Genomic DNA, 26477 nt, shown 5'->3' on the forward strand with positions numbered 1-26477 from the left:
TGTCGCATTTTACCTCTAGAGTTGCAATCACTCTTGGTCGTTTATCACGTTGCGGCAGGGCTATTTTTATTAGTCGCGTAAATATAAGCTAAAGGGTGCTTTGTTGCACCGTAATAAAAAACGTTTATTGCGACTAAAGAAGTGCAGAAGGTAGGGCTTTTATGCTAAAATTCTGCCTCGATAATAATAATGTTGGAGCACCCGATAAACCTAGGTGTTCAAGTTTAGGGAAAGCATCGTTTTATGACCGATCTGGCTAAAGAAATCGTTCCTGTCAATATTGAAGATGAATTAAAGAATTCATACCTGGATTACGCCATGAGTGTAATCGTAGGTCGTGCTTTACCTGATGTACGTGATGGTTTAAAACCAGTGCATCGTCGTGTGCTATATGCAATGCACGATTTAGGTAATGACTGGAACAAGGGCTATAAAAAATCTGCCCGTGTTGTTGGTGACGTAATCGGTAAATATCACCCACATGGTGATACCGCTGTTTATGACACTATTGTTCGTATGGCTCAGCCATTCTCGCTTCGCTACATGTTGGTTGATGGTCAAGGTAACTTCGGTTCTGTTGATGGCGACTCTGCAGCGGCAATGCGTTATACGGAAATCCGCATGCAGAAAATCTCGCATGCCTTACTTGCCGACCTTGAAAAAGAAACTGTTGATTTTGTGCCGAACTACGACGGCCAAGAGTTTATGCCTTCAGTTTTACCAACGCGTGTACCTAACCTGTTAATTAATGGTTCATCCGGTATCGCGGTTGGTATGGCAACCAATATTCCACCGCATAACCTAACGGAAGTCGTCAATGGCTGTATTGCCATGATTGAAAATCCAGACATTACTACCGAAGAATTAATTGAATACATTCCGGCACCAGACTTCCCGACCTCGGGTATTATCTCTGGCGTTGCGGGTATTCATGAAGCATATAAAACCGGTCGCGGTAAATTAAATATTCGTGCTCGCACTGAAATTGAAGTAGACGAGAAAACAAGCAAAGAGACCATTGTTGTTCACGAATTACCGTACCAGGTAAACAAAGCTCGCCTTATTGAAAAAATGGCTGAGCTAGTAAAAGAAAAACGTATTGAAGGTATTTCAGCCCTACGCGATGAGTCTGATAAAGACGGTATGCGCATGGTTATTGAAGTTAAGCGCGGTGAAGTGGGTGAGGTTGTATTAAACAACCTATTCAAACTAACACAAATGCAAATTAGCTTTGGTATGAACATGGTTGCGCTTTCAAATGGCCAACCAAAACTGTTTAACTTACGCGATATGATTGATGAGTTCATCTTGCATCGTCGTGAAGTTGTAACACGTCGTACTATCTTTGAACTTCGCAAAGCGCGTGAGCGTGCGCACATCTTGGAAGGTTTGGCGGTAGCGTTATCGAATATCGATCCTATCATCGAATGCATCAAAAGCTCGCCGACAGCCGCTGAAGCAAAAGAGAAGCTAACGGCTCAAGGTTGGGATTTAGGCAATGTTTCTGACATGCTTGAACGTGCAGGTGTTGATGCCGCGCGTCCAGAATGGTTAGAACCAGAATTCGGTTTCCGTGATGGTAAATATTACCTAACCATGCAACAAGCTCAGGCTATTTTGGACTTACGTCTACAAAAGCTTACTGGTCTTGAGCACGAAAAGATTCTAAATGAGTACAAAGAGTTATTAGACATCATCGCTGAATTGCTACACATTTTATCTAGCCCTGAACGTTTAATGGAAGTTATTCGTGAAGAGTTAGAAGCGATTCGTGAAGAGTTTGGTGATGAGCGTCGCTCAGAAATCTCATTATCATCTCATGATTTGTCCCTAGAAGATTTAATCACTGAAGAAGACGTTGTCGTGACCTTATCTCATGAAGGTTACTGTAAGTATCAACCGCTTAGTGAATACGAAGCGCAACGTCGTGGTGGTAAAGGTAAAGCTGCAACCAAGATGAAAGATGAAGATTTCATTGAACGTCTGTTGGTTGCCAATACCCATGATACGATTTTATGTTTCTCTGACCGAGGCAAGTTGTACTGGTTGAAGGTGTATCAATTACCTCTAGCAACTCGTACTGCTCGTGGTCGACCTATCGTTAATATCCTACCATTGGATAGTGACGAGCGTATTACCGCTATTTTACCGGTACGCGAATATGAAGAAGATAAATACATCGTCATGGCGACAGCATCAGGTACGATTAAGAAAACACCATTGACGGCGTACTCGCGTCCACGTGCTAATGGTATTATCGCCTTGAACTTACGTGATGACGACACCTTGATCGGTGTTGATATTACCGATGGTCATGACGACATTATGTTGTTCAGTGATGAAGGTAAAGTGGTTCGTTTCAACGAGATGGCTCGCGATAGCGAGACCGGTGAAATCAAAGTTGATGCAGAGACTGGCGAACAGATTCATGCACTTCGTGCCATGGGTCGTACCGCAACAGGTGTTCGTGGTATCAAACTTGAAGGTGACCAAAAAGTTGTTTCACTGATTATTCCTCGCTCCGACGGTGCGGTGTTAACGGTTACTGAAAACGGCTATGGTAAACGTACCGCACTTGAAGAATACCCAGCTAAGTCGCGTGCGACCAAAGGTGTGGTATCAATCAAGGTGAGTGATCGTAATGGTCCGGTTGTTGGCGCAGTTCAAGTTGATGACAATGACGAGATCATGTTGATCACCGACAACGGTACCTTAGTTCGTACTCGTGTTAATGAAGTCGGCATCATCGGCCGTAATACGCAAGGGGTTCGATTAATCAGAACCGCTGAAGATGAAAACGTCGTAGGCTTACAACGAATCGAAGAAATCGATGAAGACGATGAATTGCTAGAAGGCGAAGAGGGTGCACCAACAGCAGATGGTGACGCTCAACCAGAGCCGGAAGCGGAGCAGGCTGAAGCGGATGACGCTGAGGCAAGCGACGAATAATTCAACGTAACAACAATGAAAAAATGAGCGGCTAACCCCGCTCATTTTGTTTTTAAACAGGCAAAGACTGCAAGGTATTGCCGCAAGTTATATAGGTAGTAAAACAGCAATGAGTGAAGTGTTTAATTTTTGCGCCGGTCCGGCAATGTTACCCAAGCCGGTTATGCAACGTGCCCAAAGCGAATTTTTAAACTGGAATGATAGCGGTTGTTCGGTGATGGAATTATCCCACCGTGGCCCTGAATTTATGGCGCTTGCTGCCCAAGCTGAGCAAGACCTTCGTGATTTGATGAACATCCCTGATAACTACAAAGTATTATTTTGCCATGGTGGCGGACGAGGCCAGTTTTCAGCGGTACCTTTAAATTTATTACCTGCAGGAAAAAGTGCGGATTACATCGTAACCGGTTCATGGTCAAAAGCTGCTGTGGTTGAAGGCGAGAAGTTCGGGCGTATTCGCAGTGTAGATGTCGTCACTGACATTAATGGCGAAAAAGCGGTTAAGCCAAGCTCTGAGTGGGACTTGGACCCTAACGCAGCCTATGTTCATTACTGTCCAAACGAAACCGTTGACGGTATTGAAATATTTGAGGTTCCGCAAACCAATGGCGTGCCTTTGGTTGCTGATATGTCGTCAACCATATTATCGAGACAAATTGATGTCAGCCAGTTTGCGTTGATATACGCTGGTGCGCAAAAAAATATCGGCCCGTCAGGCCTAACCATTGTTATCGTTCGTGAAGACTTGCTTGGTCAACATGCTAAGGCAACACCGGTGATTATGGATTATGAAAAGACCGCAAATTTTGAGTCTATGTTTAATACGCCGCCTACCTATGCTTGGTATTTGGCATCGCTGGTGTTTCAATGGTTAAAGTCATTAGGTGGCGTGCCAGCCATTGAGCAGCATAACCAAGATAAAGCGCAATTACTGTATGACTATATCGACGCATCTGCGTTCTATCAGTCGCGCATTAATAAAAGCAATCGTTCTTTGATGAATGTACCATTTTATTTAACCGATGAAGATCTCAACCAACGCTTTTTAAGTGAAGCGAAAGACGCTGGCTTGTTGGCTTTAAAGGGGCACCGTATGGTCGGCGGTATGCGCGCGAGTATTTATAACGCCATGCCAATCGAAGGGGTTCAGGCACTTGTTGACTTTATGAAGCAATTCGCCGCAGAAAACGCTTAACCCAACGTATCTACTTGGGCAAGGTAGCGACTTACCCATAATAAACAGATTAAACTGCCACTAATTACAATAACAGGCATTCACGCATCGCATTCATGCTGTATATATAGAAGGAAGTAAACATGTCAGGTTCTCTAACCTTTATTGCCAATCCTGTTGAAGGTAACGTCAATGGTGACGTCAACGTTCCAGGAGATAAGTCAATTTCTCACCGTTCCATTATGTTTGGCTCTTTAGCCGATGGCCGCTCGTATGTGAAAGGCTTTTTACCTGGTGATGATTGTTTGGCAACTATGAATGCGTTTAAAGCCATGGGTGTAAATATACAAGGGCCTGATGCAGACAATAACGTGATTATTGATGGTGTTGGTATTGATGGTTTGCGACAACCAAGTGAACAAATTGATATCGGTAACTCAGGCACATCGATTCGTTTAATGTCGGGGATTCTAGCCGGGCAATCATTTGCTAGCTCAATGGCAGGCGATGTATCTCTGAATAAGCGTCCAATGATGCGTGTTGTTAACCCATTGAAACTTATGGGTGCAGATATTAGCGCCAACGATGATGGCACGCCACCGGTGGTGGTTAAAGGTGGCAGCAAACTAAGCGGTATTGATTACCCGCTGCCAATGGCCAGTGCGCAGGTAAAATCCTGTGTTCTTTTAGCCGGTTTGTTTGCCGAAGGTACAACCACAGTTACTGAACCGGGCATTACTCGCGATCACACCGAACGTATGTTGCAAGCCTTTGGTTATGACGTGCAAGTCGATGGCAATAAAGTGAGCCTACAAGGCGGTGGTCGCTTAACCGCTTGTGATATTACCGTCCCTGGTGATATCTCATCAGCAACATTTTTTATCGTTGCCGGCTTAATAGCCAAGCAAGGCTCGATAACCTTGCGCAATGTTGGCATGAACCCAACTCGTATTGGTGTGTTAAACATTGTTCAGCAAATGGGCGGAAATATTGAATTAGTTAACAAACGTTTTGCTGGGGCTGAGCCCGTGGCTGATTTGATAGTGCATGCATCACAATTACAAGGTATTGATATCGATGAGAAGGATGTACCGTTGGCAATTGATGAGTTTCCTGCAATATTTATAGCAGCCGCTTGTGCTAAAGGTACAACTCGTCTTCGCAATGCTGAAGAGTTACGTGTAAAAGAAAGTGATCGTATTCAAGCCATGGCCGATGGTCTAGTGACTTTGGGTGTTGATTGTACTGTTGTACCAGATGGGATTGACATTGTTGGTGGAAAATTAGGCGGTGGAACGATAAATTCACACCATGATCACCGAATTGCCATGTCTTTTGCTATCAGTTCTTTGCGTGCTAGTGATACAATTACCATACTCGAGTGCGAAAATGTTGCCACATCATTCCCCAACTTTGTTGAAATGGCTAATGGCGTAGGTTTGAACATCAAAAAGCAACAAGCATAATAAGTGAATTAGGAATTACACATGAGTGAGCAAATCCCTCTAATTACAATTGATGGCCCAAGTGGCGCAGGTAAGGGGACAGTAGCAAGGATAGTTGCTGAGCAACTAGGCTGGAATTTTTTAGACAGTGGCGCTATTTATCGCGTGCTAGCTGTGGCTACCGAACATCACGGCATTGATGTTGATAATGAAGAATCCGTGATCCCGTTAGCGGCTCATCTGGATGTTGAATTTTCAGTGGAAGATAACGAGACGCGTATATTGTTGGAAGGGGAAGATGTAACCGACAATATCCGCACCGAAACTGTTGGTGCTGTGGCATCAAAAGTCGCCGCGTATCCACGAGTTCGAGAGGCATTATTGCGTCGCCAACGTGCATTTCGTGAAACCCCTGGTTTGATTGCTGACGGTCGAGATATGGGAACCGTGGTTTTTCCTGATGCAAAAGTAAAAGTATTTCTTGACGCCAGCGCTGAAGAACGTGCGAGAAGACGCTATTTACAGTTGCAACAAAAGGGTGGAGATGTTAGTATCGGGCGCCTTTTGGAAGATATACGTCTACGGGACGACCGAGATCGCAACCGAGCAGTTGCGCCGCTAGTACCCGCCGAAGGTGCGTTAATTGTAGACTCAACTGAAATGAGTATTGAACAAGTAGTTGAAAAAATCCTCTTGTTCGCCAGTGAAAAGCTGAGCTAAGTAATTGATTTAAATTATCTTTAGCTAAAACAATTAATGTAAATAGATTTATACGATATCAACCAATTATGGTTGATATCTTTATTTAGGGCTTACTGCATGGAAGCACGAAGTCAATTAAACAACCCCATGAGACAATGACGTCGACTGGATTAATAACTGAGTTTATATACAAGTTATGACTGAAAATTTTGCACAGCTTTTTGAAGAAAGCTTAAAAGAAATCGAAACACGTCCTGGTTCAATCATCAAAGGTACTGTTGTACGTATCGAAAAAGACAACGTACTAGTTGATGCTGGCCTTAAATCTGAATCTGTTATCTCAATTGACCAATTCAAGAATTCTGCTGGTGAAGTAGAAATCAACGTTGGCGATCAAGTAGATGTTGCTCTAGACGCTACTGATGACGGTTTCGGTGAAACTATCCTTTCTCGTGAGAAAGCGAAGCGTTTCGAAGCTTGGCAGTTCCTTGAAAAAGCATACGAAGAGAAAGAGACTGTTGTTGGTGTTATCAACGGCAAGGTTAAAGGTGGCTTCACTGTTGAAGTTTCTAACATCCGTGCCTTCCTTCCTGGTTCATTAGTAGATGTTCGTCCAGTACGTGACACTGCTCACCTTGAAGGTAAAGATCTAGAATTTAAAGTTATTAAACTAGATCAAAAACGCAACAACGTTGTTGTTTCTCGTCGTGCAGTTATCGAATCTGAAAGCTCTGTTGAGCGCGATGCACTTCTTGAGTCTCTACAAGAAGGTCAAGAAGTTAAAGGTATCGTTAAGAACCTTACTGATTACGGTGCGTTCGTTGACCTTGGTGGTATCGATGGTCTACTACACATCACTGACATGGCTTGGAAGCGCGTTAAGCACCCAAGTGAAATTGTTAATGTTGGCGACGAAATCAACGTTAAAGTTCTTAAGTTCGACCGTGAGCGTACCCGTGTATCACTAGGTATGAAGCAACTAGGTGAAGATCCATGGGCAGCTATCGCTAATCGTTACCCAGAAGGTTCTAAACTTACTGGTCGCGTAACTAACCTAACTGACTACGGTTGTTTCGTTGAAATCCAAGAAGGCGTTGAAGGTCTAGTTCACGTTTCTGAAATGGATTGGACTAACAAAAACATCCACCCATCTAAAGTTGTTAACTTGGGTGATGAAGTTGAAGTTATGGTTCTTGAAATCGACGAAGAACGTCGTCGTATTTCACTAGGTCTTAAGCAATGTATCCCGAACCCATGGGAAGAGTTTGCTAAGAACTTCAGCAAAGGTGACAAAGTTTCTGGTAAGATCAAGTCTATCACTGACTTCGGTATCTTCATCGGTCTTGAAGGCGGTATTGACGGTCTTGTTCACTTATCTGATATTTCTTGGAATGGCGGTGAAGAAGCTGTTCGCGAATACAAGAAAGGCGATGAAATCAGTGCTGTTGTACTTCAAGTTGACCCAGAGCGTGAGCGTATCTCTCTAGGCGTTAAGCAAACTGAAGAAGATCCGTTCAACAACTACCTAGCAGACAACAAGAAAGGTACCGTTATTACTGGTACTATCATCGAAGTTGACGCTAAAGGTGCTAAAGTTGAGCTAGCTGAAGGTGTTGAAGGTTACATCCGTGTAGCTGACATCTCACGTGAGCGTGTTGAAGATGCAACAACTGAACTTAACGTTGGCGACAGCGTTGAAGCTAAGTTTGTTGGTGTTGACCGTAAGAACCGTGCAATCAGCCTTTCTATCAAAGCGAAAGATCAAGCTGAAGAGCGTCAAGCTCTAGAAGACGTAAACCAAGCGGAAGATGGTTCATTCACTAACGCTATGGCTGAAGCCTTCAAAAACGCGAAAAACTAATCTGACATCAGATTAAGTTATTACGTAATAAAAAGCCGCTTAACGCGGCTTTTTTTATGTCTGATATTTACCCGTCTCGTTATAATTAAACGAATGTACTAAGTTGTTTTGACAAATTAATGCGATTTTTCTAAATAGTTAGCCGTCAATTTGCTGTTTGTTTTTTGTTCAAGCGTGCTAATAAGTTGATACGGTTACAATTTTTTAAAAAAAAGACGACATAACTATTTGATCAAACTATAATATTTATTAAAATTAATAAAAGAAAGAATGGCAACCAAAAGTCTTAAGGCAACAAACGAGCTTAGACTTAGCGTTTTGGTACAAGAATGGCAAAAGAACGAGTTGGGGTTCAAATGACTAAGTCAGAGCTTATAGAAAGATTAATAGATAGACTTGAACATCTTTCAGCGAAAGATGTTGAGACAGCGATAAAAGAAATTATCGAGATGATGGCCAATACTCTGGAAACAGGGGAGCGGATTGAAATTCGTGGCTTTGGCAGCTTCTCGTTGCATTATCGTGCACCGCGAACCGGTCGTAATCCTAAAACCGGCGAGTCGGTTGAATTAACGGGCAAATACGTACCGCATTTTAAACCGGGCAAGGAATTGCGCGAGCGGGTGAACCTGTCTTTGTAGAATATTAGGCCGGAGCACTTGTGCTCCGGTTTTATTTATTCATATACTTGAGACACTTAACCAACGAATCAAAAAGAGCACTCCTTTGAAACTCTACTTATCTGTACTAGTATTGTTCATCTTTTTAGCCATCGCTTTTGTTTTTGGTACGCAAAACGAGCAATTGATTGAATTGAACTATATCGTTGCGAAGTCACGAATGTCGGTCGCCATGGCGGTAAGCATCTTTACCCTTATTGGCTTCGTCATAGGTCTGATGACCATGTTCAGTATCATGCTGTCGCGCAAAATTAAACGTTTGCGTAAATCCTCCAGCAAATAAACTAACAAGAAGCCCTATCTTTTATGTTTGAATTATTGTTCTTGTTGCTCCCGGTTGCTGTAGGTTACGGTTGGTTTATGGGCCGCAACAGCGTTAAACAAAAAGACCAAACCGACAAAGACAATCTCACCATCAAATATTCCACTGGCTTAAATTATCTGTTGTCTAACCAACAAGACAAGGCCATGGAGTTTCTCTTAGAAGCCTTAACGGTAGAAGATGATACCGTTGAAGCTCACTTCGCTATGGCAAACTTGTTTCGCAAGCGAGGTGAGCTCGACAGGGCGCTTAAAGTCCATGAATACCTGGTGAGACAGCCGGTATTATCAGATCCTCAAAAGCAGCAAGCCTTATTTGAATTAGGTCGTGATTTTTATGCTGCTGGTTTGTTTGACCGTGCCGAAAAGTTATTTTTAAAACTGACGAAAACGCCTACCTATGGCAATAAGTCTTTAAGTTATTTGTTGCAGATATACCAAAACACCAAAGATTGGCAAAAAGGCCGAGAACTGGAAAAGGCGATAATTAAAAGCAAAGATAAGAAATTACAACACGTATTAGCGAACTTTTATTGCGAGTTGGCGACACAGGCGTTTGCGCAAAATGAGTACATACGCGAACTAGAATTATTGCAAAAAGCATTAGAGCTGCACCCTAAGTCCAGCCGTGCTAATTTTCTTATGGCTCAGGTTTTTGAAAATAGCGAGCAATTTAATGATGCATGCCAGTGTTATAAAGAAATTTTTTATCAAGATATGGAGTTTTTTCCTGACGTTATTGATAAAATGCAGGCTGCATATCAGCGCAGTGATATTAACGATGAATTCTATCCGTTTATTCGTAAAGTGTTCGAGAAAAGTGGTAGTACAACTGCGCTGATCAAATATTTAGAATATGTTGAACAATCGAAATCGAAAGAAAAGGCAGAAGAATATATTTTGCAGGCGTTAAAGAGACGCCCAACCATCCGTGGCTTCAAACACTTTGTAAAAATGCAACGTCATGAAAGTCAGGATGATAAAACCGCAAAAAGCCTTGATGTGATTAGCGAAATGGTCGCCGCCTATATTAACATTAGGCCTAGGTACAGCTGCCGTAATTGTGGTTTCAATTCAACAGTCCATTACTGGTCATGCCCAAGCTGTCATGACTGGGAACAATTAAAGCCGGTAAGAGGCCTTGAAGGAGAATAATTAGATGTCTGATGCCAAAGTAGTTGTGGCTCTGGATTTTGCTGAAAAAGCGCAAGCGCTATCATTTGTTGACAAAATTGAACCAAACCAGGCGAAGTTGAAAGTCGGCAAAGAAATGTTTACCCACTTTGGTCCTGAGTTTGTAAAAGGTTTAACAAATCGCGGTTTTGACGTCTTTCTTGATTTAAAATTTCATGATATCCCAAACACTGTTGCCAAAGCTGTGCAAGCAGCCGCTGATCTTGGCGTTTGGATGGTCAATGTTCATGCTTCTGGTGGCAGTAAAATGATGACCACCGCCAAACAGGGCCTAGAAAGCTATGGTAAAGACGCACCATTGTTGATTGCGGTTACGGTATTAACCAGTATGACAGAGCAAGATCTGCATGAATTAGGCTTAGCGGTGACACCTGAACAACAGGTTATGAACCTTGCGCGATTGACGAAAGAGTCAGGGCTTGATGGTGTCGTATGCTCAGCCCAAGAAGCGGCAATGCTAAAGCAAAACCTAGGTCAAGAATTTAAATTGATAACCCCAGGTATTCGTCCGGTAGGCAGTTCAGTGGATGATCAAAAACGCATCATGACCCCGCCGCAAGCAATCGAACTTGGTGTTGATTATTTGGTCATTGGTCGTCCGATCACCAAAGCTGCAGATCCGTTCCAGGTTCTTGAAGATATAAATAAAAGCATTATTGTTTAGAACAAACGTTAACAGGAATTAATCATGCCTAAGGCAAGTGACATTAAAAAGAATCAGGCGATTGAACATAACGATCGCGTTTTTTTCGTAAAAGATATTCAACGTTCGGTACCACAAGGCCGTGCAGGTGGCAGCATTTATCGTATGCGCTTATACGATGCGGTAACCGGTGGTAAAGCCGATGAGTCGTTTAAAGACTCTGACATGCTTACCTTGGCTGATTTAACGCGTCGTCAAGCCATGTTCTCTTACGTCGATGGTGATGAATATGTGTTCATGGATAATGAAGACTACACGCCGTACAACATTAATACCGAATCTATCAGTGATGAAATTCAGTTCATCAATGAAGCAACTGAAGGGATTTACGTGGTCATCATTGATGGTAACCCAGTATCGATTGAATTGCCGCCAAGTGTTGAATTGGAGGTTGTGGAAACAGATCCTTCTATCAAAGGTGCTTCGGCAACGTCTCGCACTAAACCTGCAACTTTAACGACAGGTATTGTTATTCAAGTTCCTGAATACATCTCTACTGGCGATCGCGTAAAAGTGAATACCGAAGAGAAAAAATTTATGAGTCGTGCTGATAAATAACCAGTCACGCTTTAATAACGATTAAAAAGCGGCAACCACTAGGTTGCCGCTTTTTTTGTTGCACCGTTATTTACGCGACCGAGAGCGGTAGTAAATACATTAACCTAGTCGCTATGGTACCTTTGTTGTTTTGACATCAGCGCTTGGTTAACTATGTTTTAAATAGGTGACAACCTTTGTCACTGATTGTTGCAGGATGCAGCAATGGCAGGGCGGTCTTTAGTCATCGTTCTATTCAGCTCTAAATACGTAAAGGAACTACACATGAAAATACTTACTTCATCTTTTTTGGCGTTATCACTATTAATCCCATCAACTAGCTTTGCGTTTGCAGATAAAGCTCAAAACAAAAACGTAGCAAGTGATGCTGTGGCGCAAGCAAACCATAGTCGTGTGGACATCAATAAAGCCAATGCTGCTCAATTGTCTGAGTTAAAAGGCTTAGGCAGTAAAAAGGCACAAGCGATTGTTGACTATCGTCAAGCAAATGGCCCATTTAAGTCATTAACAGATTTGGCTAATGTAAAAGGTATTGGCGAAAAATTTATCGAGAAAAACGCCCAGTATATGAAGCTGTAACAGATAAAGTGAGATGATTTAATCGCTAAATATTAATTAGTGACATCCGCTTTTACAGTAAACGTTTAAAAATAAAAAATGCCAATCATATGATTGGCATTTTTATGTTGCGATTAATTGTACTTCAACAAAACTGTGGTCTGTTAAAGCCTAATTAAAGCCTATTTAAGGTTTCGTAGGACCTGAAGTACTGTGCTCTGTTGCAAAACCTACTGCAGCTGAACGTTCTGAACGAACAACCGACTCACGATCGGCAGTATCAACCGCATCTGTCGGAATAACCGATGATGCAGGTTCTACAGCCGCTGGTTTTGCCATTGGCGCATGTGCTTTAGCCTTTAAGCGAACGACTTTTGCTGCTGGCTTTTTAACGTCAGCTTTAGGCGCTTCAGTCTTAGGCTCTGCTTTTGGTGCTTCGGTCTTAGGCGCTTCAGTCTTAGGCGCTTCTGCTTTAGGCGCTTCAGTCTTAGGCGCGTCTGCTTTAGGCGCTTCAGTCTTAGGCGCGTCTGCTTTAGGCTCTTCAGTCTTAGGCGCGTCTGCTTTAGGCGCTTCAGTCTTAGGCGCGTCTGCTTTAGGCTCTTCAGTCTTAGGCGCGTCTGCTTTAGGCGCTTCAGTCTTAGGCGCTTCGGCTTTAGGCGCTTCTGCTTTAGGTGCTTCGGTTTTAACAGCTTCAGCACTTTCTGTGGCTTGTTCAGCGACAGGCTCAGCTTTTTTAGCTGAACGAGGCTTTCTCGTTCTCTTTTTCGCTACTGGCGCATCGGCATCTAATGGCAGGCTTTGTTGCTGCTCTGGCACACCATCACCACTGTCTGCTTGCTCAACCTCAGATTCAGGTGCTTGTTGTTTAGCAACAAAACCTTCTGGCGTTTCAAGATCAAGCGATGTTTGTGCTTCATCAGCTTCTGTACTGCCAGGGTAACGTGCAGTTACTGGATCTTCATCAATACGTTGTTCGATGATGGCATTTTCAGTCTCAGCAGCATCTTGTTTTTCTTTACGACGACGTTGGCCTGAAGAGCGTAAGTGACGTGGAGAACGACGGCTGCGTTGGCGACGTTCTTTATTGTCACCCTCATCACCGGCATTTTCTGCGCTATCTTCATTTACATCTTCAGCTTTAGCATCTTCAGCTTGCTGTGGTTTCGCTTTCTCGTTTTTATTTTTACGAGGCTCTTTTCTAGCAGGCTGCTCTTTTTTCACTGGTGTGTCGGTTTTTACCGTCTCAGTTGCAGCTTGTTGAGTTTCATCTTGCTCTTTATTTTGCTCACTTACGCGCACTTTTTTACGAACATTTCGACGTTGACGGCGTTCTGCAACTTTTTCCTCTTTCGCTTTTTGCTCTTGAGGTTGTTTCTTTGGCTGTTGCTGTTGCTTGCCTTTGTTTTGAACGTCTTTGTTTGGAGCGTCTTTCTGCGGCTTCTGGCGTTTATTTTGCTGATCGCGTTGCGCATCACGTTTGTTATCGCGCTGTTGATCTTGCTTATCACCACCTTTGTGCTGCTCGCGACCTTTACCACGACGTTGTTGATTGCGCGGCTTACGACGACGATTGTTGTCTTGTGGGCGACGTTGATTGCTGCGTTGTGGTTTCTTCTCTTCTTTTTTCTCGTCAGCCGAGAATAAAGATTTAAAGAAGCTGCTGATTGCTTCGAACAAACCAGCGGACGCTTTCTCAGGCTCAGCTTGTTGCGGAGCAGGTTGCTTCGGTGCTGTCATACCTTGCAATACTGGCTCGTCGCGTTTAACTGCTTCCTTTTGGAACTTCGGCATAACCGCTTCTTCAACAACCGCCTCTGTTAGCTTCATTTCGTAGCTTGAGGTGGCCACCGTTTCATCGTCACGAACTCGCAATACTTCGTACTGCGGCGTTTCCATATCACTATTCGCTAAAATTAATACTTTAACGTTATGATTACGCTCAATATGCCCTACAGCATTACGCTTTTCGTTTAAAAGGTAAGTGGCTACAGGAACAGGAACTTGGGCATGAACTTGCGCGGTTTTATCTTTAATCGCTTCTTCTTCCATTAAACGAAGAACAGAAAGAGCTAAAGACTCAACACCACGAACATTACCAGTACCGCTACAACGAGGACACACGTGTTGGCTTGTTTCGCCAATAGAAGGACGCAATCGCTGACGCGACATTTCTAACAAACCAAACTTTGAAATACGGCTTAATTGAATACGAGCACGGTCTGGACGTACGGCATCGCGCATGCGGTTTTCAACTTCACGTTGATGACGAACCGGCGTCATATCGATAAAGTCGATAACAATCAAACCACCTAAATCGCGAAGACGTAATTGACGGGCAATTTCTTCCGCAGCTTCTAAGTTGGTATTAAATGCGGTTTCTTCGATATCACCACCTTTGGTAGCACGGGCAGAGTTGATATCAATGGAGGTTAATGCTTCTGTTGGATCGATAACGATTGAACCACCAGAAGGCAAACGCACTTCACGTTGGAACGCAGATTCAATTTGCGATTCGATTTGATAATGGGTAAACAGTGGTACATCACCTTTGTACATCTTAACTTTGTTAATAAAGTCAGGACGAACTAAGTCGATATGCTGTTTTACTTGATCAAATACTTTTGGACGGTCAACAACAATCTCACCAATATCACGACGTAAATAGTCGCGAATTGCGCGCAAGATTACATTTGATTCCTGGTGAATTAAAAATGGTGCAGGGCGTGACGATGCAGCATCTTCAATTGCTTTCCAGTGTTGCATTAAAACGTTTAAATCCCACTCTAGCTCTTCGTAGGCTTTGCCAACACCTGCGGTACGAACAATAAGGCCCATACCTTTAGGTAGGTTTAGCTTAGACAGTGAGTTTTTAAGTTCGGTACGTTCATCACCTTCGATACGACGTGAAATACCACCAGCACGCGGGTTGTTTGGCATCAATACCAAGTAACTACCAGCAAGTGAGATAAAGGTGGTAAGGGCGGCGCCTTTTTGGCCTCGCTCTTCTTTATCAATTTGCACGATGACTTCTTGGCCTTCTTGCAATACATCTTTGATGTTAGGGCGGCCTTGGAAGCTGTAGCCTTGTGGGAAGTAGCTGCGGGCGATTTCTTTCATAGGTAAGAAACCGTGGCGTTCGGCGCCGTAGTCCACAAATGCTGCTTCAAGAGATGGTTCTACGCGAGTGATGGTACCTTTGTAGATATTGGCTTTTTTCTGTTCATGGCCTGGGCTTTCGATATCCAGATCGTACAAGCTTTGGCCGTCAACAAGCGCTACGCGGAATTCTTCCGACTGTGTAGCATTGATTAACATGCGTTTCATATAATTTATGACTCTGTTTTTATAAACCAAGTCACAACAGGCGCATTTGTGCAAAAGCTAACATACCTGGTATTCAGGCAGAAAAGCAGATAAACAGAGGGTTGTCAGCCTCACGGATGTCAACTCCCTAATGAATTCGGGACTGTCATTAAATTTTTTACGTTAGTAGAGCCTATCTTTGTCGGTTCTACTTACGCGAATAACTTTTACACATCACACATATTGTGCTGGCTTTTGTTAAAAACACTCCGAATTTGCTGGATTCATTGTTTATGCTTCGAATTTGGCAAGTTACAAGCGCCAATCAAGCAATGGGCAATGCTGTCACTATATCTTTTGTGGCGGACATACTCGGCAAATGGCCTATGCGCATGTAACTCGCTCAATTGTTCGTATAGTGAAGTTGCCGCAATAAACCTCTTACGATTCTCTCTGGAGTGCGGTTTGTTTCAATTTTCCTTTAATAAGTAAGTCGATTTTTTAAGTTTTATCGTTTACTTTTTATTGTTACAGATAATTTTTCAGTAACTGAGCCATTATCCCACTAAATACTAGCTTAAGGCAATGATTTTGCCTTAGAAATTTACGCAAAAATGCAAAAAAATGTGTTAGACTTCGCGCCATGAAAGACAACAAGCCTAAAAATCCGTTGCACGATAAACGAAAAGCGGCAACAAACCCCTCTGAAAACGCTGCCGAGCCTAATGCTGATAGACCTAAGGTTCGCTTCATTACGGTAGATGAAGACAGTGCCGGTCAACGAATCGATAACTTTCTGCTAAGAACCCTCAAAGGGGTACCAAAAAGCATGATTTATCGTTTATTACGTAAAGGCGAAGTACGGGTTAATAAAAAACGTACCAAACCTGAATATAAGCTGCAGACAGATGATGTTATCCGTGTGGCACCGATACGCGTGTCTGAGAAAACCGATGTTGTTTCGACTAAATTAGACAAAGTATCTCGTCTTGAACAAAGCATTTTGTTTGAAGATGACTGTTTAATTGTCATTAATAAACCATCGGGTATGGCGGTGCATGGTGGTAGTGGTTTGTCATTTGGACTCATTGAAGCGCTGCGCGCACTGCGTCCACAAGCAAAGATGCTCGAGCTTGTGCATCGTCTTGACCGTGACACATCCGGTTGTCTAGTGGTTGCCAAAAAGCGCTCTGCATTACGTCATTTGCACGAACAACTGCGCAGTAAAAAAGTGCAAAAATTTTATCATGCTTTAGTCAAAGGGCATTGGCCTACAAAACTCACTAAGGTAACCGAAGGGTTACGTAAAAATGAGCTTAAATCAGGCGAACGTGTCGTTATCGTTGACAATATTCAAGGTAAAGAGTCAGAAACCCGTTATCGAGTAATAAAGCATTTTGAAGGTGCTAGTTTGGTTCGAGCGTTTCCGGTTACCGGCCGTACGCACCAAATTCGTGTGCATTGCCAATGCTCTGGATTCCCTATTGCTTGTGATGCCAAATACGGTGCTGAAGATTTTACTGCGACGATGAACAAGCAAGGCCTTAAACGATTATTCCTGCATGCTCACAGTATTGAATTCGAACATCCAAGAAGTGCAGAGCGGGTTCGTTTTGAAGCGCCATATGATGCACAATTAACGGCGATATTGAAAAAGCAGACCATCAAAACCTATTAAGCTGGCATGGCTAGCCTTATGTTAACGGTTCACTAAAATAAATCCAAAGGCGGTATTTTCTCCGCCTTTTTTGTGCCTGTTATTGCTGTATCAAGGTGTTCACTCATCTTCATAGAAATTACGTATTGCTGGGTCGTCGGCGGTGTATTGCGCAAACTCCACCTCAAAGCCTGTCGGGTCGATAAAATAAGCGTTTCGTCGACCGGTTAATTGCTTGCCACCGCTAGAGCGTGTAAATCCAGCCTGTTTTAATCTATCTATTAACGACTGCAGATTGCTAGTGGTAAAGGCAAAGTGGGCGAGACCGAGTTGTTGTGAGCTTAAATCGCGATTTTTGCCTTCGCCACCGTCGTTAAAGGTAATATATTGCTGGTCATCACCAAAATGTAACCAGCGTCGGTCCTTGCCGTACCAATTCATCTGTCCTTGACCACGCACATGCCAATGGGGGAATGCCGCTTGATAAAAGGTCAATGTCTTATCCAAATCACTGACCACCAAATTAATATGTTCTAATCTCATCGTTTTCTCCTTGACGTGTTAGAGTCTCGAGTTTGTTATTTTGCCTCTGATTAACACCAACGTCGGGTTATTTTGTTATCGTTCTTTAGCTACCTGGTTATTGCCTAAAGCGTTTTGTGACGCTTATTTGTTGGCCATGGTGTCGTTCATTAACTGCCAATATTTTTTCTTAAAATCGTTATCTAGCCAGTTTTGTACGTTATTGATTAAAGTTTTCATCATGTTGCTCCTTTATATTGATGCTGTTTTTGTTTGTGTGTTGTCATCTTGTAATGCAAAGGATAAGACCTCAAGTTAACTTGAGGTAAAGGCTTTTTTGCATTAAATTAGTAGATTAAACGAATCGAAAAATTCGATTACTTACAAAGAGCTAGTGATAAAGAGGTGAAATATGGAGGCAAACTTATCTGTCGGGCAAGTGGCCAAACGCACCGGAGTGAAGGTGTCGACGTTGCATTTCTACGAAACCAAAGGGCTGATCACCAGTTGGCGTAATACCGGCAATCAGCGACGTTACAAAGCCGATGTTTTACGACGAATTTCGGTAATAAAGGTCGCGCAGGGGCTCGGTGTGAGCTTAGAAGAAATTAAAAACGTATTTCGCTCGCTGCCAAAAAATCGCACACCGGACAAACAAGACTGGCAGACGATATCGACCTTATGGCAACAACAATTAGAACAACGCATAGTTCAGCTGAATAAACTTAAAGACTCACTGGATGGGTGTATTGGCTGTGGTTGCCTGAGTTTAAAGTCTTGTCCTTTATATAACCCAGACGACACATTGGCAAAGCAAGGGGTAGGCGCCGTATTACTTAACAAACGCTAATGGCGCAGCTAAAGCTCGCCTATATAGATGAAAGGGTTAATCTGTTTAACCCTTTATCTTTAACAAATTTTAGTGATTACAGGCTTTGTTTCGCGAGCACGTCATAACCTTCATTTTTTAATAGTTGATGCAATTTTATCAATGGCAGGCCAATCAAACTGTTTGGATCATCACCTTGTAACGAGTCAAATAAACAAATCCCTAAGGCTTCACTCTTAAAGCTACCGGCACAATTGTAGGGTTGTTCGGCTTTAAGGTAATTATCTATTTCGGTGAGGCTCAGTTCGCGGAAACTCACGTAAAACGGCTCAACAATAACCTGGCTGTTTTGCGTCGCACTATTATATAAGCATAAGCCGGTTAAGAAGGTGACCGTTTTTCCGCTGAAGGATTGCAATTGTTTAATGGCGTTTTCATGAGTATGTGGCTTACCCAATATATTGCCATCGCACACGGCGACTTGATCTGAGCCAATGATTAAAGCGTCAGGATATTGTGCCGCTACCGCGTTTGCCTTTTGTTCAGCTAGGCGCGCGACCAACTGCTCTGGCGATTCATCAGCAAGCGCTGTTTCATCTACGTCTGGTTTGGCGCAGGCAAACGGCACGCCAAGTTTCTCTAACAAAGCTTTACGAAAAGGAGATGTTGAACCTAATACAAGTTGTGTCATGGGTCTGTGTTTGTTTGGTTATGTTGCAGGCATTGTAGCCGAAGCACATGTTCTCGCCAATATCTGTCATACTGTGAATTGATGATAGTTGGCTTTTCTTGTGGCAAAATAGGTTAATAGCAAGTTAACCGAGTAAAATTGTTCACAATTAAGTCACTTGTGTTAAAATTTGTCATTAATTAGTCAAAAGAACAGACAAAGGTTAATTTTCTTTTGACACAGGGCGATACACCCATTAATATGCGCGCCTTATGAAGAATCTTAAACTTCCGGTAACAATAGATCCGTACAAAAGTGCACAGCGACGTTTAGTCGTTGATGGATTCTTTGAACTATGCCGGTTCGAAAGATTGCTTGGTGAAGCTGATAAGGCTACCGAGCATGTAAATGTTGTAATAAATTTTGATGTTGATGAACAGGGTTTGATTGTTATCAGCGGAAAAGCATCAACCCAAGTTTATTTAACATGTCAGCGTTGTAATGAACCATTTGAACAAGAGTTGAAAGTAGACTTTTCTTTCTCTCCTGCGAAAAATGAGGAGAAGGCAGGTGAACTGCCGGAACATTATGATGCTGTCGTTTTAGATGAAAATGGTGAAGTCAATTTACGCGATTTAGTGGAAGATGAACTTTTAGTTTCGATTCCATTAATTCCGAAACATAACCTCGAGGACTGTGGCCAAGATGCCAACACGACTTGGGGCAAGTTACCGGATACGCTTGAGAAACCGAATCCATTTGATGTTTTAAAAAACCTCAAGTAGCTTTAAAAAATTTTTAGGAGTAAGGTAAAATGGCCGTACAAAAGAGTAAGAAATCTCGTTCAAGACGTGGCATGCGCCGTTCACACGATGCGTTGACTACAGAAAATCTATCAGTAGATAGCGTATCTGGCGAAACTCACCGCCGTCACCACGTAACAGCCGATGGCTTTTACAAAGGTGAAAAAGTTATCGCTAAATAAGCGAGTTAACTTTGGATAGTCTAACCGTCGCGTTAGATGTTATGGGGGGCGATAATGGCCCCCTTGTAACAATTCCTGCTGCAAAAATGGCACTTGCAAAAATGCCATACCTCCAACTCACCCTTTGCGGCGACAAAAGCGTTATCGAAGCGCATCTCAAACATCACAATCTCGTTGACCATTCGCGTATTGAAATTTGTCATACCAGCGAATCGATCGCTATGAACGAAAAGCCAAGTATTGCTTTGCGTACCAAGAAAGATTCATCGATGCGAAAAGCTCTCGATTTGGTACAACAAGGCGAAGCGAATGCCTGCGTCAGTGCCGGTAATACCGGAGCCTTACTAGCGATTGCTCATTATGTCTTAAAGATGTTACCGGGCGTCGAACGCCCAGCGCTTGTGTCTCATTTACCAATAACCGATTCTCACCGACACGCCTTTATGCTCGATTTAGGTGCCAATGTATTTGTTGATTCAACCACCTTGTTCCAATTTGCGGTAATGGGGTCAGTGATGGCACAAGAAGTTGATGAAATCGAATCCCCCAAAGTAGCCTTGCTTAATATGGGTGAGGAAGATATCAAAGGCAGCGACCATATCCGTCAAACGGCGGTATTATTGGAGCAGACCGAAGATATTAACTACGTTGGCTTTATTGAGGGCAATGACATTTTTTCTGGTAAAGCGGATGTTATTGTTTGTGATGGATTTGTTGGCAATATTGCGCTCAAGACTTGTGAAGGTGTTGCTAAATTGGTCATGGGTAAGGTGATGAAAATCATCAATGAGAATAAATTCACCCGTTTATTAGGCGTAATGCTTAATCCGACACTAAAAAATATCGTAAAACGTCTGAACCCCGACCAGTATAATGGCGCAAGTTTGATAGGATTACGCGGCATCGTGGTTAAAAGTCACGGTAACGCAACCAGCTCCGCTTTTTATAACGCCATTAAGGAAGCGGTTAAAGAAGTTGAAAGACAAGTTCCACAGAAAATAAATCACAAATTGGAACAGACGTTAGTAAAAGGTCATAAATAACTATGTATTCACGAATTGCTGGCACCGGTAGCTATTTTCCGGCTCAAATTCGCTCTAATGCTGATTTGGAAAAAATGGTAGATACCACCGATGATTGGATCATGGAACGCACCGGTATCAAGGAAAGACGCATTTCAGCAGAGCACGAGAACGTTGCCTATATGGGCGCACGCGCCGCTGAAAAAGCATTAGAAATGGCAGGTCTTAAAAAAGAAGATATTGACATGATTGTTATGGGGACGACCTCAAACCATGTTGATTTGCCAAGTGGTGCCTGTTACGTACAAAAATATTTGGATATGCCATATGTTCCAGCGTTTGATGTTGCAGCGGCATGTTCAGGCTTTATTTACAGTTTAAGTATTGCCGACCAATATATTCGCTCAGGCATGGCCAAGCGTATTCTTGTGATTGGTGCTGATGCATTATCACATATGTGTGATCCAAAAGATCGCTCAACCATTATTTTGTTCGGTGACGCTGCCGGTGCGGTGGTTCTTGAAGCCAGCGAAGAGCAGGGGATCATCTCTACTCATTTGCATGCTGATGGTAATTACGGCGCATTACTTGGCGCGAATTCACCAAAACGTGGTGACCCGTTAACTGAAGAAAAAGCCTACATATATATGAAGGGCAATGAAGTATTCAAATTTGCGGTAACTCGTTTAAGCGAAATCGTTACCGAAACACTAGAGCACAATAATATGGATAAGTCGGATATCGACTGGCTGGTTCCGCATCAAGCGAACCTACGTATTATTGCTGCGGCTGCGAAAAAACTGAGTTTACCTATGTCACAAGTGGTCGTTACCCTTGATAAGCACGGTAATACATCAGCAGCGACAATTCCTACTGCACTTGATGAAGCGGTCCGCGATGGTCGTATCAAGCGTGGTCAAACAGTATTAATGGAAGCCTTTGGTAGTGGTTTTACCTGGGGCAGTGCATTAATTCGTTTTTAATTTCAGGACTATAAATAAAATGAACAATCAATTAGCGTTTGTATTTCCTGGTCAAGGCTCACAAGCTGTCGGCATGTTGGCTGACCTTGGCGACAACGACGTTGTAAAACAAACTTTTGCTGAAGCATCAGAAGCCCTTGGTTACGACCTTTGGGATCTGATTCAAAACGACAGCGATGGCAAATTAAATCAAACAGATTATACCCAACCGGCACTACTTGCCTCTAGTGTTGCTGTATTTCGTGCTTGGTTAGCGGCCAATGGTGATAACCCGGCAGTATTAGCCGGCCATTCGTTAGGCGAATATTCTGCACTAGTATGTGCCGGTGTTTTATCTCTTAGCGATGGTGTAAAACTGGTTGAGAAACGCGGTCAGTATATGCAACAAGCGGTACCGGCAGGTGTTGGTGCTATGTATGCCATTATCGGCTTAGATGATGCAACGATTATTGACTGTTGTGCGCAAGCTGCCCAAGGGCAAGTCGTATCTGCCGTTAACTTTAACTCACCTGGACAAGTTGTGATTGCTGGTAATAAAGACGCGGTTGAACGAGCAGGCGCTTTGTGTAAAGAAGCCGGTGCCAAGCGTGCGTTGCCATTACCTGTTAGCGTGCCATCGCATTGTGCATTGATGCAACCTGCGGCGGATCAATTGGCTGCCGATTTTGACAACATCAGCTTTAATGCACCGCAAATTCCAGTAATCAATAATGTTGATGTCGCGACGGTTGATGATGCAGCAGCGATCAAAGATGCGCTTATTCGTCAATTATACAGCCCAGTTCGTTGGACTGAGTCGATTGAAAAAATCGCTGGCATGGGTGTCGAAAACGTCATTGAAATGGGACCAGGTAAAGTACTATCAGGTCTTGTAAAACGAATTAATAAACAACTTAGCTGCGTATCAGTCAATACAGCTGACACGCTTACATCAGCATTGGAAGGTTAACAATGTCTTTATTTTCTTTAGAGGGCAAAGTTGCCCTAGTAACAGGCGCTAGCCGTGGTATCGGTAAAGCTATCGCTGAGCAATTAGTCGCTCAAGGTGCAAAAGTAATTGGTACAGCAACATCACAAGGTGGTGCTGATGCTATTTCTGCATACTTAGCGGACAACGGTAAAGGTTACGTTTTAAACGTAACAGACGGCGAGTCGATCAGCGCTTTATTTGAAGCGATTAAAGCAGACTTTGGCAACGTTGATATATTGGTAAATAATGCCGGTATCACTCGCGATAACCTAATGATGCGAATGAAAGACGCTGAATGGGATGACATTATCTCTACCAACCTTAATTCATTATTCAAGATCACCAAAGCGGTTATGCGCCCAATGATGAAAGCACGCAGTGGCCGAATCATTAATATTGGTTCTGTTGTCGGCTCAATGGGTAATGCCGGTCAGGTTAACTACGCGACAGCAAAAGCAGGTTTATTAGGTTTTACCAAATCATTAGCAAAAGAAGTAGCCTCTCGTGGCATCACCGTCAATGCTATTGCACCTGGTTTTATCGATACTGATATGACTAAAGCACTAAACGATGAACAGCGTGACGCGATTTCGTCGCAAGTGCCTGCAAATCGTTTAGGTCAACCAGAAGAAATCGCGGCTACCGTCGCCTTTTTAGCATCAGACGCAGCAGGCTACATTAACGGTGAAACTGTTCACGTTAATGGCGGCATGTACATGGTTTAGGCGATCAGTTTATAAAAACAACAGAAATTGGCGGATTTGTCGCAAATACTTGCATATTCGCCGATTTTAAGCCATAAATATCGAGTTGGCTATCAGGTTTGACCAGCGCAAAATTTTGCATTTATGCTTGCAACAGTTCCTGATGCCGAATAAACTACACGCAATTTAGAAAATATTGCTAATTTTAGTGAAGGAAAAAAAATGAGTACTATCGAAGAACGCGTAAGAAAAATCATCGTTGAACAACTAGGTGTTAAAGAAGAAGAATGCAAAAACGAAGCATCTTTCGTTGATGATTTAGGTGCAGATTCTCTAGATACAGTTGAACTAGTAATGGCTCTTGAAGAGGAATTCGATACAGAAATCCCTGATGAAGAAGCTGAAAAAATCACTACTGTTCAATCAGCTATCGATTACGTTACAGCTAACAGCTAATAACGAATTCAACGAAGAAGGCGGTTTAATTACCGCCTTTTTTGTTTTTGAAAAGTGTAATACGGAGACAAAATAAGTTATGCGTCGAGTCGTTGTAACAGGCTTGGGGATGTTAAGTCCACTGGCTAATGATGCTCAATCTACCTGGCAAGCCTTAATGGCAGGGAAAAGCGGTATAGGGATGATCGAACACCTGGATACCACCGACTTTTCTACCAAGTTCGCCGGTCTAGTTAAAGACTTTAATTCGGAAGATTTTGGCATCGCAAAAAAAGAAGCCCGTAAAATGGATTTGTTTATCCAATACGGTATTGCTGCGGGTAATCAGGCACTTGCCGATTCTGGTCTTGAAATTACCGAACAAAACGCCGGTCGTGTTGGTGTTGCTGTAGGTTCTGGTATTGGTGGATTGACGCTTATTGAAGAAGGTCATAAAAAAGCGCTGCAAAGCAGTGTGAAAAAATTATCTCCTTTCTTTTGTCCGTCGACTATTTTAAATATGATTTCCGGTCACCTTTCAATCATGCATGGCATGAAAGGACCAAATATCGCGATAGTCACCGCGTGTACGACAGGTGTTCACAATATTGGTCATGCCGCACGTATGATCGCTTACGGTGATGCCGATGCGATGTTGGCCGGTGGTGCAGAGAAAGCATCAACGGTGTTAGGTATTGGTGGCTTTATGTCAGCCCGTGCGTTATCAACTCGTAATGATGCACCACAACAGGCATCTCGCCCTTGGGATAAAGACCGCGATGGTTTTGTTCTAAGTGATGGGGCAGGTGTGGTGATGATCGAAGAATACGAACATGCAAAAGCTCGTGGCGCCAACATCTATGCAGAATTAGTTGGTTTTGGTATGAGTGGCGATGCCCATCATATTACCTCGCCACCAGCCAATGGTGAAGGTGGAGCTGCGGCGATGAGTAATGCGTTGAAAGATGCAAATATTGCCGCGGACAAAGTCGGTTATATCAACGCTCATGGCACCTCAACGCCAGCTGGTGATATCGCCGAAACCAATGGTGCGAAATCAGTATTTGGTGATCACGCCCACAAATTGATGATGGGGTCAACCAAGTCGATGACCGGCCATATGCTCGGTGCGGCAGGATCTGCTGAAGCGATCTTCACCATTCTATCTTTACAGAATCAAGAAGTCCCACCAACCATTAATCTAGATAACCCAGATGAAGGCTGTGATCTTGACTACATAGCGCATACCGCTCGTCAGGCAACGCTTGATTATGCTTTGTGTAACTCATTTGGTTTTGGTGGCACTAACGGCTCGTTATTATTTAAAAAGATTTAAATAAAGCCATCAAGTTAAGATGTGAAATGCTCAATTACTTTGATATAGTGGTTGAGCATTTTTTATAATAATAACATTCAGATAGTTGCCAACTTACGGCTTTAATCATGAGCTTTGTATCCGTTAATTTTCAGCAAACTAAGCAACTCAGTGTCTATGATCGCGCTGTGGCGTTTGGTGATGGCTTGTTTACAACAGGCTGCATCGAACAAGGTCGCTTATTAATACAAAGTGAACACCTTACTCGTTTACAAGATGGCTGTGCACGCTTGCGTATTACCGGCGTCGATTGGCCGTCTGTGGTTTGCGAGATTAATAAGGCATCTGCCGCTCAGCAAAACGGTGTATTAAAAGTTATTATTTCTGCTGGTGTGTCTCAACGCGGCTATGCTCGCAGTGCTATCATAAAGCCGACTATTATTGTGCAAACGTCCGATTATCCGGCACATTATCAACAGTGGCGTGAACAGGGCATAACCGTTGGCATCGCTGACACTCGGCTCGGTATTAACCCGTTACTGGCGGGTATCAAACATTTGAATCGCCTTGAGCAGGTGCTGATAAGAGATGAACTTGAACACAGTCAAGACGATGATCTTTTAGTGGCTGATATTCAGGGCAATATCATTGAAACAAGCTCAGCTAATGTATTTTGGCAGTTAGCTGGTCAATGGCAGACACCATCTTTAGATAAGGCAGGAGTTAATGGCCTTATCCGACAAAAACTGCTCGCTAAAATTGATGCTAACGAAGTGCAAACATGCATCGATACGTTAGCGGATGTTGAGGCGATGTTTATTTGTAATACGGTATTGGGGCTTGCCCCCGTTACTCGCTTTAATGGTCATATCATAAAACATTCGACAAGCGCTCTGTCGCTATATCAGCAATTGAATCAATGGATAAAGGAATAAAC

The 26477-nt window shown here is 43.1% G+C and carries 25 protein-coding genes; 22 read left to right on the plus strand and 3 right to left on the minus strand.

Annotated elements, in window-relative coordinates; all coding sequences use genetic code 11:
- The first annotated feature begins 243 nt into the window (after positions 1 to 243).
- The 11 genes from gyrA to E2K93_RS16065 all read left to right on the plus strand — a co-directional run bounded on the left by gyrA (position 244) and on the right by E2K93_RS16065 (position 12166).
- Positions 244 to 2949: a DNA topoisomerase (ATP-hydrolyzing) subunit A gene (gyrA, locus tag E2K93_RS16015; protein ID WP_135440052.1), complete on the plus strand. Its 2706-nt coding sequence runs from the start codon at positions 244 to 246 to the stop codon at positions 2947 to 2949.
- A 109-nt stretch (positions 2950 to 3058) separates the two neighbouring features.
- Complete coding sequence (serC, locus tag E2K93_RS16020) at positions 3059 to 4144, plus strand: 3-phosphoserine/phosphohydroxythreonine transaminase (protein WP_135440053.1); 1086 nt, start codon at positions 3059 to 3061, stop codon at positions 4142 to 4144.
- A 122-nt stretch (positions 4145 to 4266) separates the two neighbouring features.
- On the plus strand, positions 4267 to 5589 hold the full coding sequence (aroA, locus tag E2K93_RS16025; RefSeq protein ID WP_135440054.1) for a 3-phosphoshikimate 1-carboxyvinyltransferase: 1323 nt from the start codon (positions 4267 to 4269) through the stop codon (positions 5587 to 5589).
- A gap of 21 nt (positions 5590 to 5610) precedes the next feature.
- Entirely contained in the window at positions 5611 to 6288 is a 678-nt protein-coding gene (gene cmk / locus E2K93_RS16030; protein WP_135440055.1) for a (d)CMP kinase, read from the plus strand.
- 178 nt (positions 6289 to 6466) lie between these two features.
- Entirely contained in the window at positions 6467 to 8131 is a 1665-nt protein-coding gene (gene rpsA, locus E2K93_RS16035; RefSeq protein ID WP_135440056.1) for a 30S ribosomal protein S1, read from the plus strand.
- 356 nt (positions 8132 to 8487) lie between these two features.
- Positions 8488 to 8772 (plus strand): integration host factor subunit beta, encoded by a 285-nt coding sequence (gene ihfB, locus E2K93_RS16040; protein WP_135440539.1) that lies wholly within the window; start codon positions 8488 to 8490, stop codon positions 8770 to 8772.
- A gap of 85 nt (positions 8773 to 8857) precedes the next feature.
- Positions 8858 to 9094: a lipopolysaccharide assembly protein LapA domain-containing protein gene (locus tag E2K93_RS16045; protein WP_169127827.1), complete on the plus strand. Its 237-nt coding sequence runs from the start codon at positions 8858 to 8860 to the stop codon at positions 9092 to 9094.
- 23 nt (positions 9095 to 9117) lie between these two features.
- Positions 9118 to 10287, plus strand: coding sequence for a lipopolysaccharide assembly protein LapB (lapB, locus tag E2K93_RS16050; protein WP_135440058.1), 1170 nt, complete (start codon positions 9118 to 9120; stop codon positions 10285 to 10287).
- Between the two features lie 4 nt (positions 10288 to 10291).
- Positions 10292 to 10990 carry an orotidine-5'-phosphate decarboxylase gene (gene pyrF, locus E2K93_RS16055; protein ID WP_135440059.1) on the plus strand — a complete coding sequence of 233 codons (699 nt, stop codon included), beginning with the start codon at positions 10292 to 10294 and terminating at the stop codon, positions 10988 to 10990.
- A 24-nt stretch (positions 10991 to 11014) separates the two neighbouring features.
- Positions 11015 to 11587 (plus strand): elongation factor P-like protein YeiP, encoded by a 573-nt coding sequence (yeiP, locus tag E2K93_RS16060; protein WP_135440060.1) that lies wholly within the window; start codon positions 11015 to 11017, stop codon positions 11585 to 11587.
- Positions 11588 to 11851: 264 nt separating this feature from the next.
- A complete protein-coding gene (locus E2K93_RS16065; RefSeq protein WP_135440061.1) occupies positions 11852 to 12166 on the plus strand; it encodes a ComEA family DNA-binding protein in 315 nt (104 codons plus the stop codon).
- Between the two features lie 165 nt (positions 12167 to 12331).
- Here the strand turns inward: E2K93_RS16065 and rne are convergent, their stop codons facing one another.
- Positions 12332 to 15469: a ribonuclease E gene (gene rne, locus E2K93_RS16070; protein WP_135440062.1), complete on the minus strand. Its 3138-nt coding sequence runs from the start codon at positions 15467 to 15469 to the stop codon at positions 12332 to 12334.
- Between the two features lie 622 nt (positions 15470 to 16091).
- On the opposite strand from rne, the gene rluC reads away from it, so the two are divergent.
- Complete coding sequence (rluC, locus tag E2K93_RS16075) at positions 16092 to 17126, plus strand: 23S rRNA pseudouridine(955/2504/2580) synthase RluC (RefSeq protein WP_135440063.1); 1035 nt, start codon at positions 16092 to 16094, stop codon at positions 17124 to 17126.
- A gap of 99 nt (positions 17127 to 17225) precedes the next feature.
- Here the strand turns inward: rluC and E2K93_RS16080 are convergent, their stop codons facing one another.
- Entirely contained in the window at positions 17226 to 17648 is a 423-nt protein-coding gene (locus tag E2K93_RS16080; protein WP_135440064.1) for a VOC family protein, read from the minus strand.
- Positions 17649 to 18039: 391 nt separating this feature from the next.
- Between E2K93_RS16080 and soxR the strand changes: the two genes are divergently transcribed.
- The gene (gene soxR / locus E2K93_RS16085; RefSeq protein ID WP_135440065.1) at positions 18040 to 18477 is read left to right on the plus strand and encodes a redox-sensitive transcriptional activator SoxR; all 438 of its coding nucleotides are present in this window, start codon (positions 18040 to 18042) and stop codon (positions 18475 to 18477) included.
- A gap of 76 nt (positions 18478 to 18553) precedes the next feature.
- Here the strand turns inward: soxR and E2K93_RS16090 are convergent, their stop codons facing one another.
- A complete protein-coding gene (locus tag E2K93_RS16090) occupies positions 18554 to 19147 on the minus strand; it encodes a Maf family protein (RefSeq protein WP_135440066.1) in 594 nt (197 codons plus the stop codon).
- 251 nt (positions 19148 to 19398) lie between these two features.
- Here E2K93_RS16090 and yceD point away from each other — a divergent pair, with 251 nt between their 5' ends.
- The 9 genes from yceD to pabC all read left to right on the plus strand — a co-directional run bounded on the left by yceD (position 19399) and on the right by pabC (position 26475).
- A complete protein-coding gene (yceD, locus tag E2K93_RS16095; RefSeq protein ID WP_135440067.1) occupies positions 19399 to 19911 on the plus strand; it encodes a 23S rRNA accumulation protein YceD in 513 nt (170 codons plus the stop codon).
- A 29-nt stretch (positions 19912 to 19940) separates the two neighbouring features.
- Positions 19941 to 20111: a 50S ribosomal protein L32 gene (rpmF, locus tag E2K93_RS16100; protein WP_135440068.1), complete on the plus strand. Its 171-nt coding sequence runs from the start codon at positions 19941 to 19943 to the stop codon at positions 20109 to 20111.
- Between the two features lie 41 nt (positions 20112 to 20152).
- Complete coding sequence (plsX, locus tag E2K93_RS16105) at positions 20153 to 21154, plus strand: phosphate acyltransferase PlsX (protein WP_416316115.1); 1002 nt, start codon at positions 20153 to 20155, stop codon at positions 21152 to 21154.
- 2 nt (positions 21155 to 21156) lie between these two features.
- Positions 21157 to 22116 carry a beta-ketoacyl-ACP synthase III gene (locus E2K93_RS16110; protein ID WP_135440070.1) on the plus strand — a complete coding sequence of 320 codons (960 nt, stop codon included), beginning with the start codon at positions 21157 to 21159 and terminating at the stop codon, positions 22114 to 22116.
- A gap of 19 nt (positions 22117 to 22135) precedes the next feature.
- A complete protein-coding gene (gene fabD / locus E2K93_RS16115; RefSeq protein WP_135440071.1) occupies positions 22136 to 23065 on the plus strand; it encodes an ACP S-malonyltransferase in 930 nt (309 codons plus the stop codon).
- Between the two features lie 2 nt (positions 23066 to 23067).
- Complete coding sequence (fabG, locus tag E2K93_RS16120) at positions 23068 to 23811, plus strand: 3-oxoacyl-ACP reductase FabG (RefSeq protein ID WP_135440072.1); 744 nt, start codon at positions 23068 to 23070, stop codon at positions 23809 to 23811.
- A 201-nt stretch (positions 23812 to 24012) separates the two neighbouring features.
- Entirely contained in the window at positions 24013 to 24246 is a 234-nt protein-coding gene (acpP, locus tag E2K93_RS16125) for an acyl carrier protein (RefSeq protein WP_135440073.1), read from the plus strand.
- 79 nt (positions 24247 to 24325) lie between these two features.
- On the plus strand, positions 24326 to 25561 hold the full coding sequence (fabF, locus tag E2K93_RS16130) for a beta-ketoacyl-ACP synthase II (RefSeq protein ID WP_135440074.1): 1236 nt from the start codon (positions 24326 to 24328) through the stop codon (positions 25559 to 25561).
- A 107-nt stretch (positions 25562 to 25668) separates the two neighbouring features.
- Positions 25669 to 26475, plus strand: a complete 807-nt coding sequence (gene pabC, locus E2K93_RS16135; RefSeq protein ID WP_135440075.1) for an aminodeoxychorismate lyase — start codon at positions 25669 to 25671, stop codon at positions 26473 to 26475.
- The last annotated feature ends 2 nt before the right edge of the window (positions 26476 to 26477 follow it).

Source organism: Thalassotalea sp. HSM 43 (assembly GCF_004752005.1).
Taxonomy (GTDB): domain Bacteria; phylum Pseudomonadota; class Gammaproteobacteria; order Enterobacterales; family Alteromonadaceae; genus Thalassotalea_A.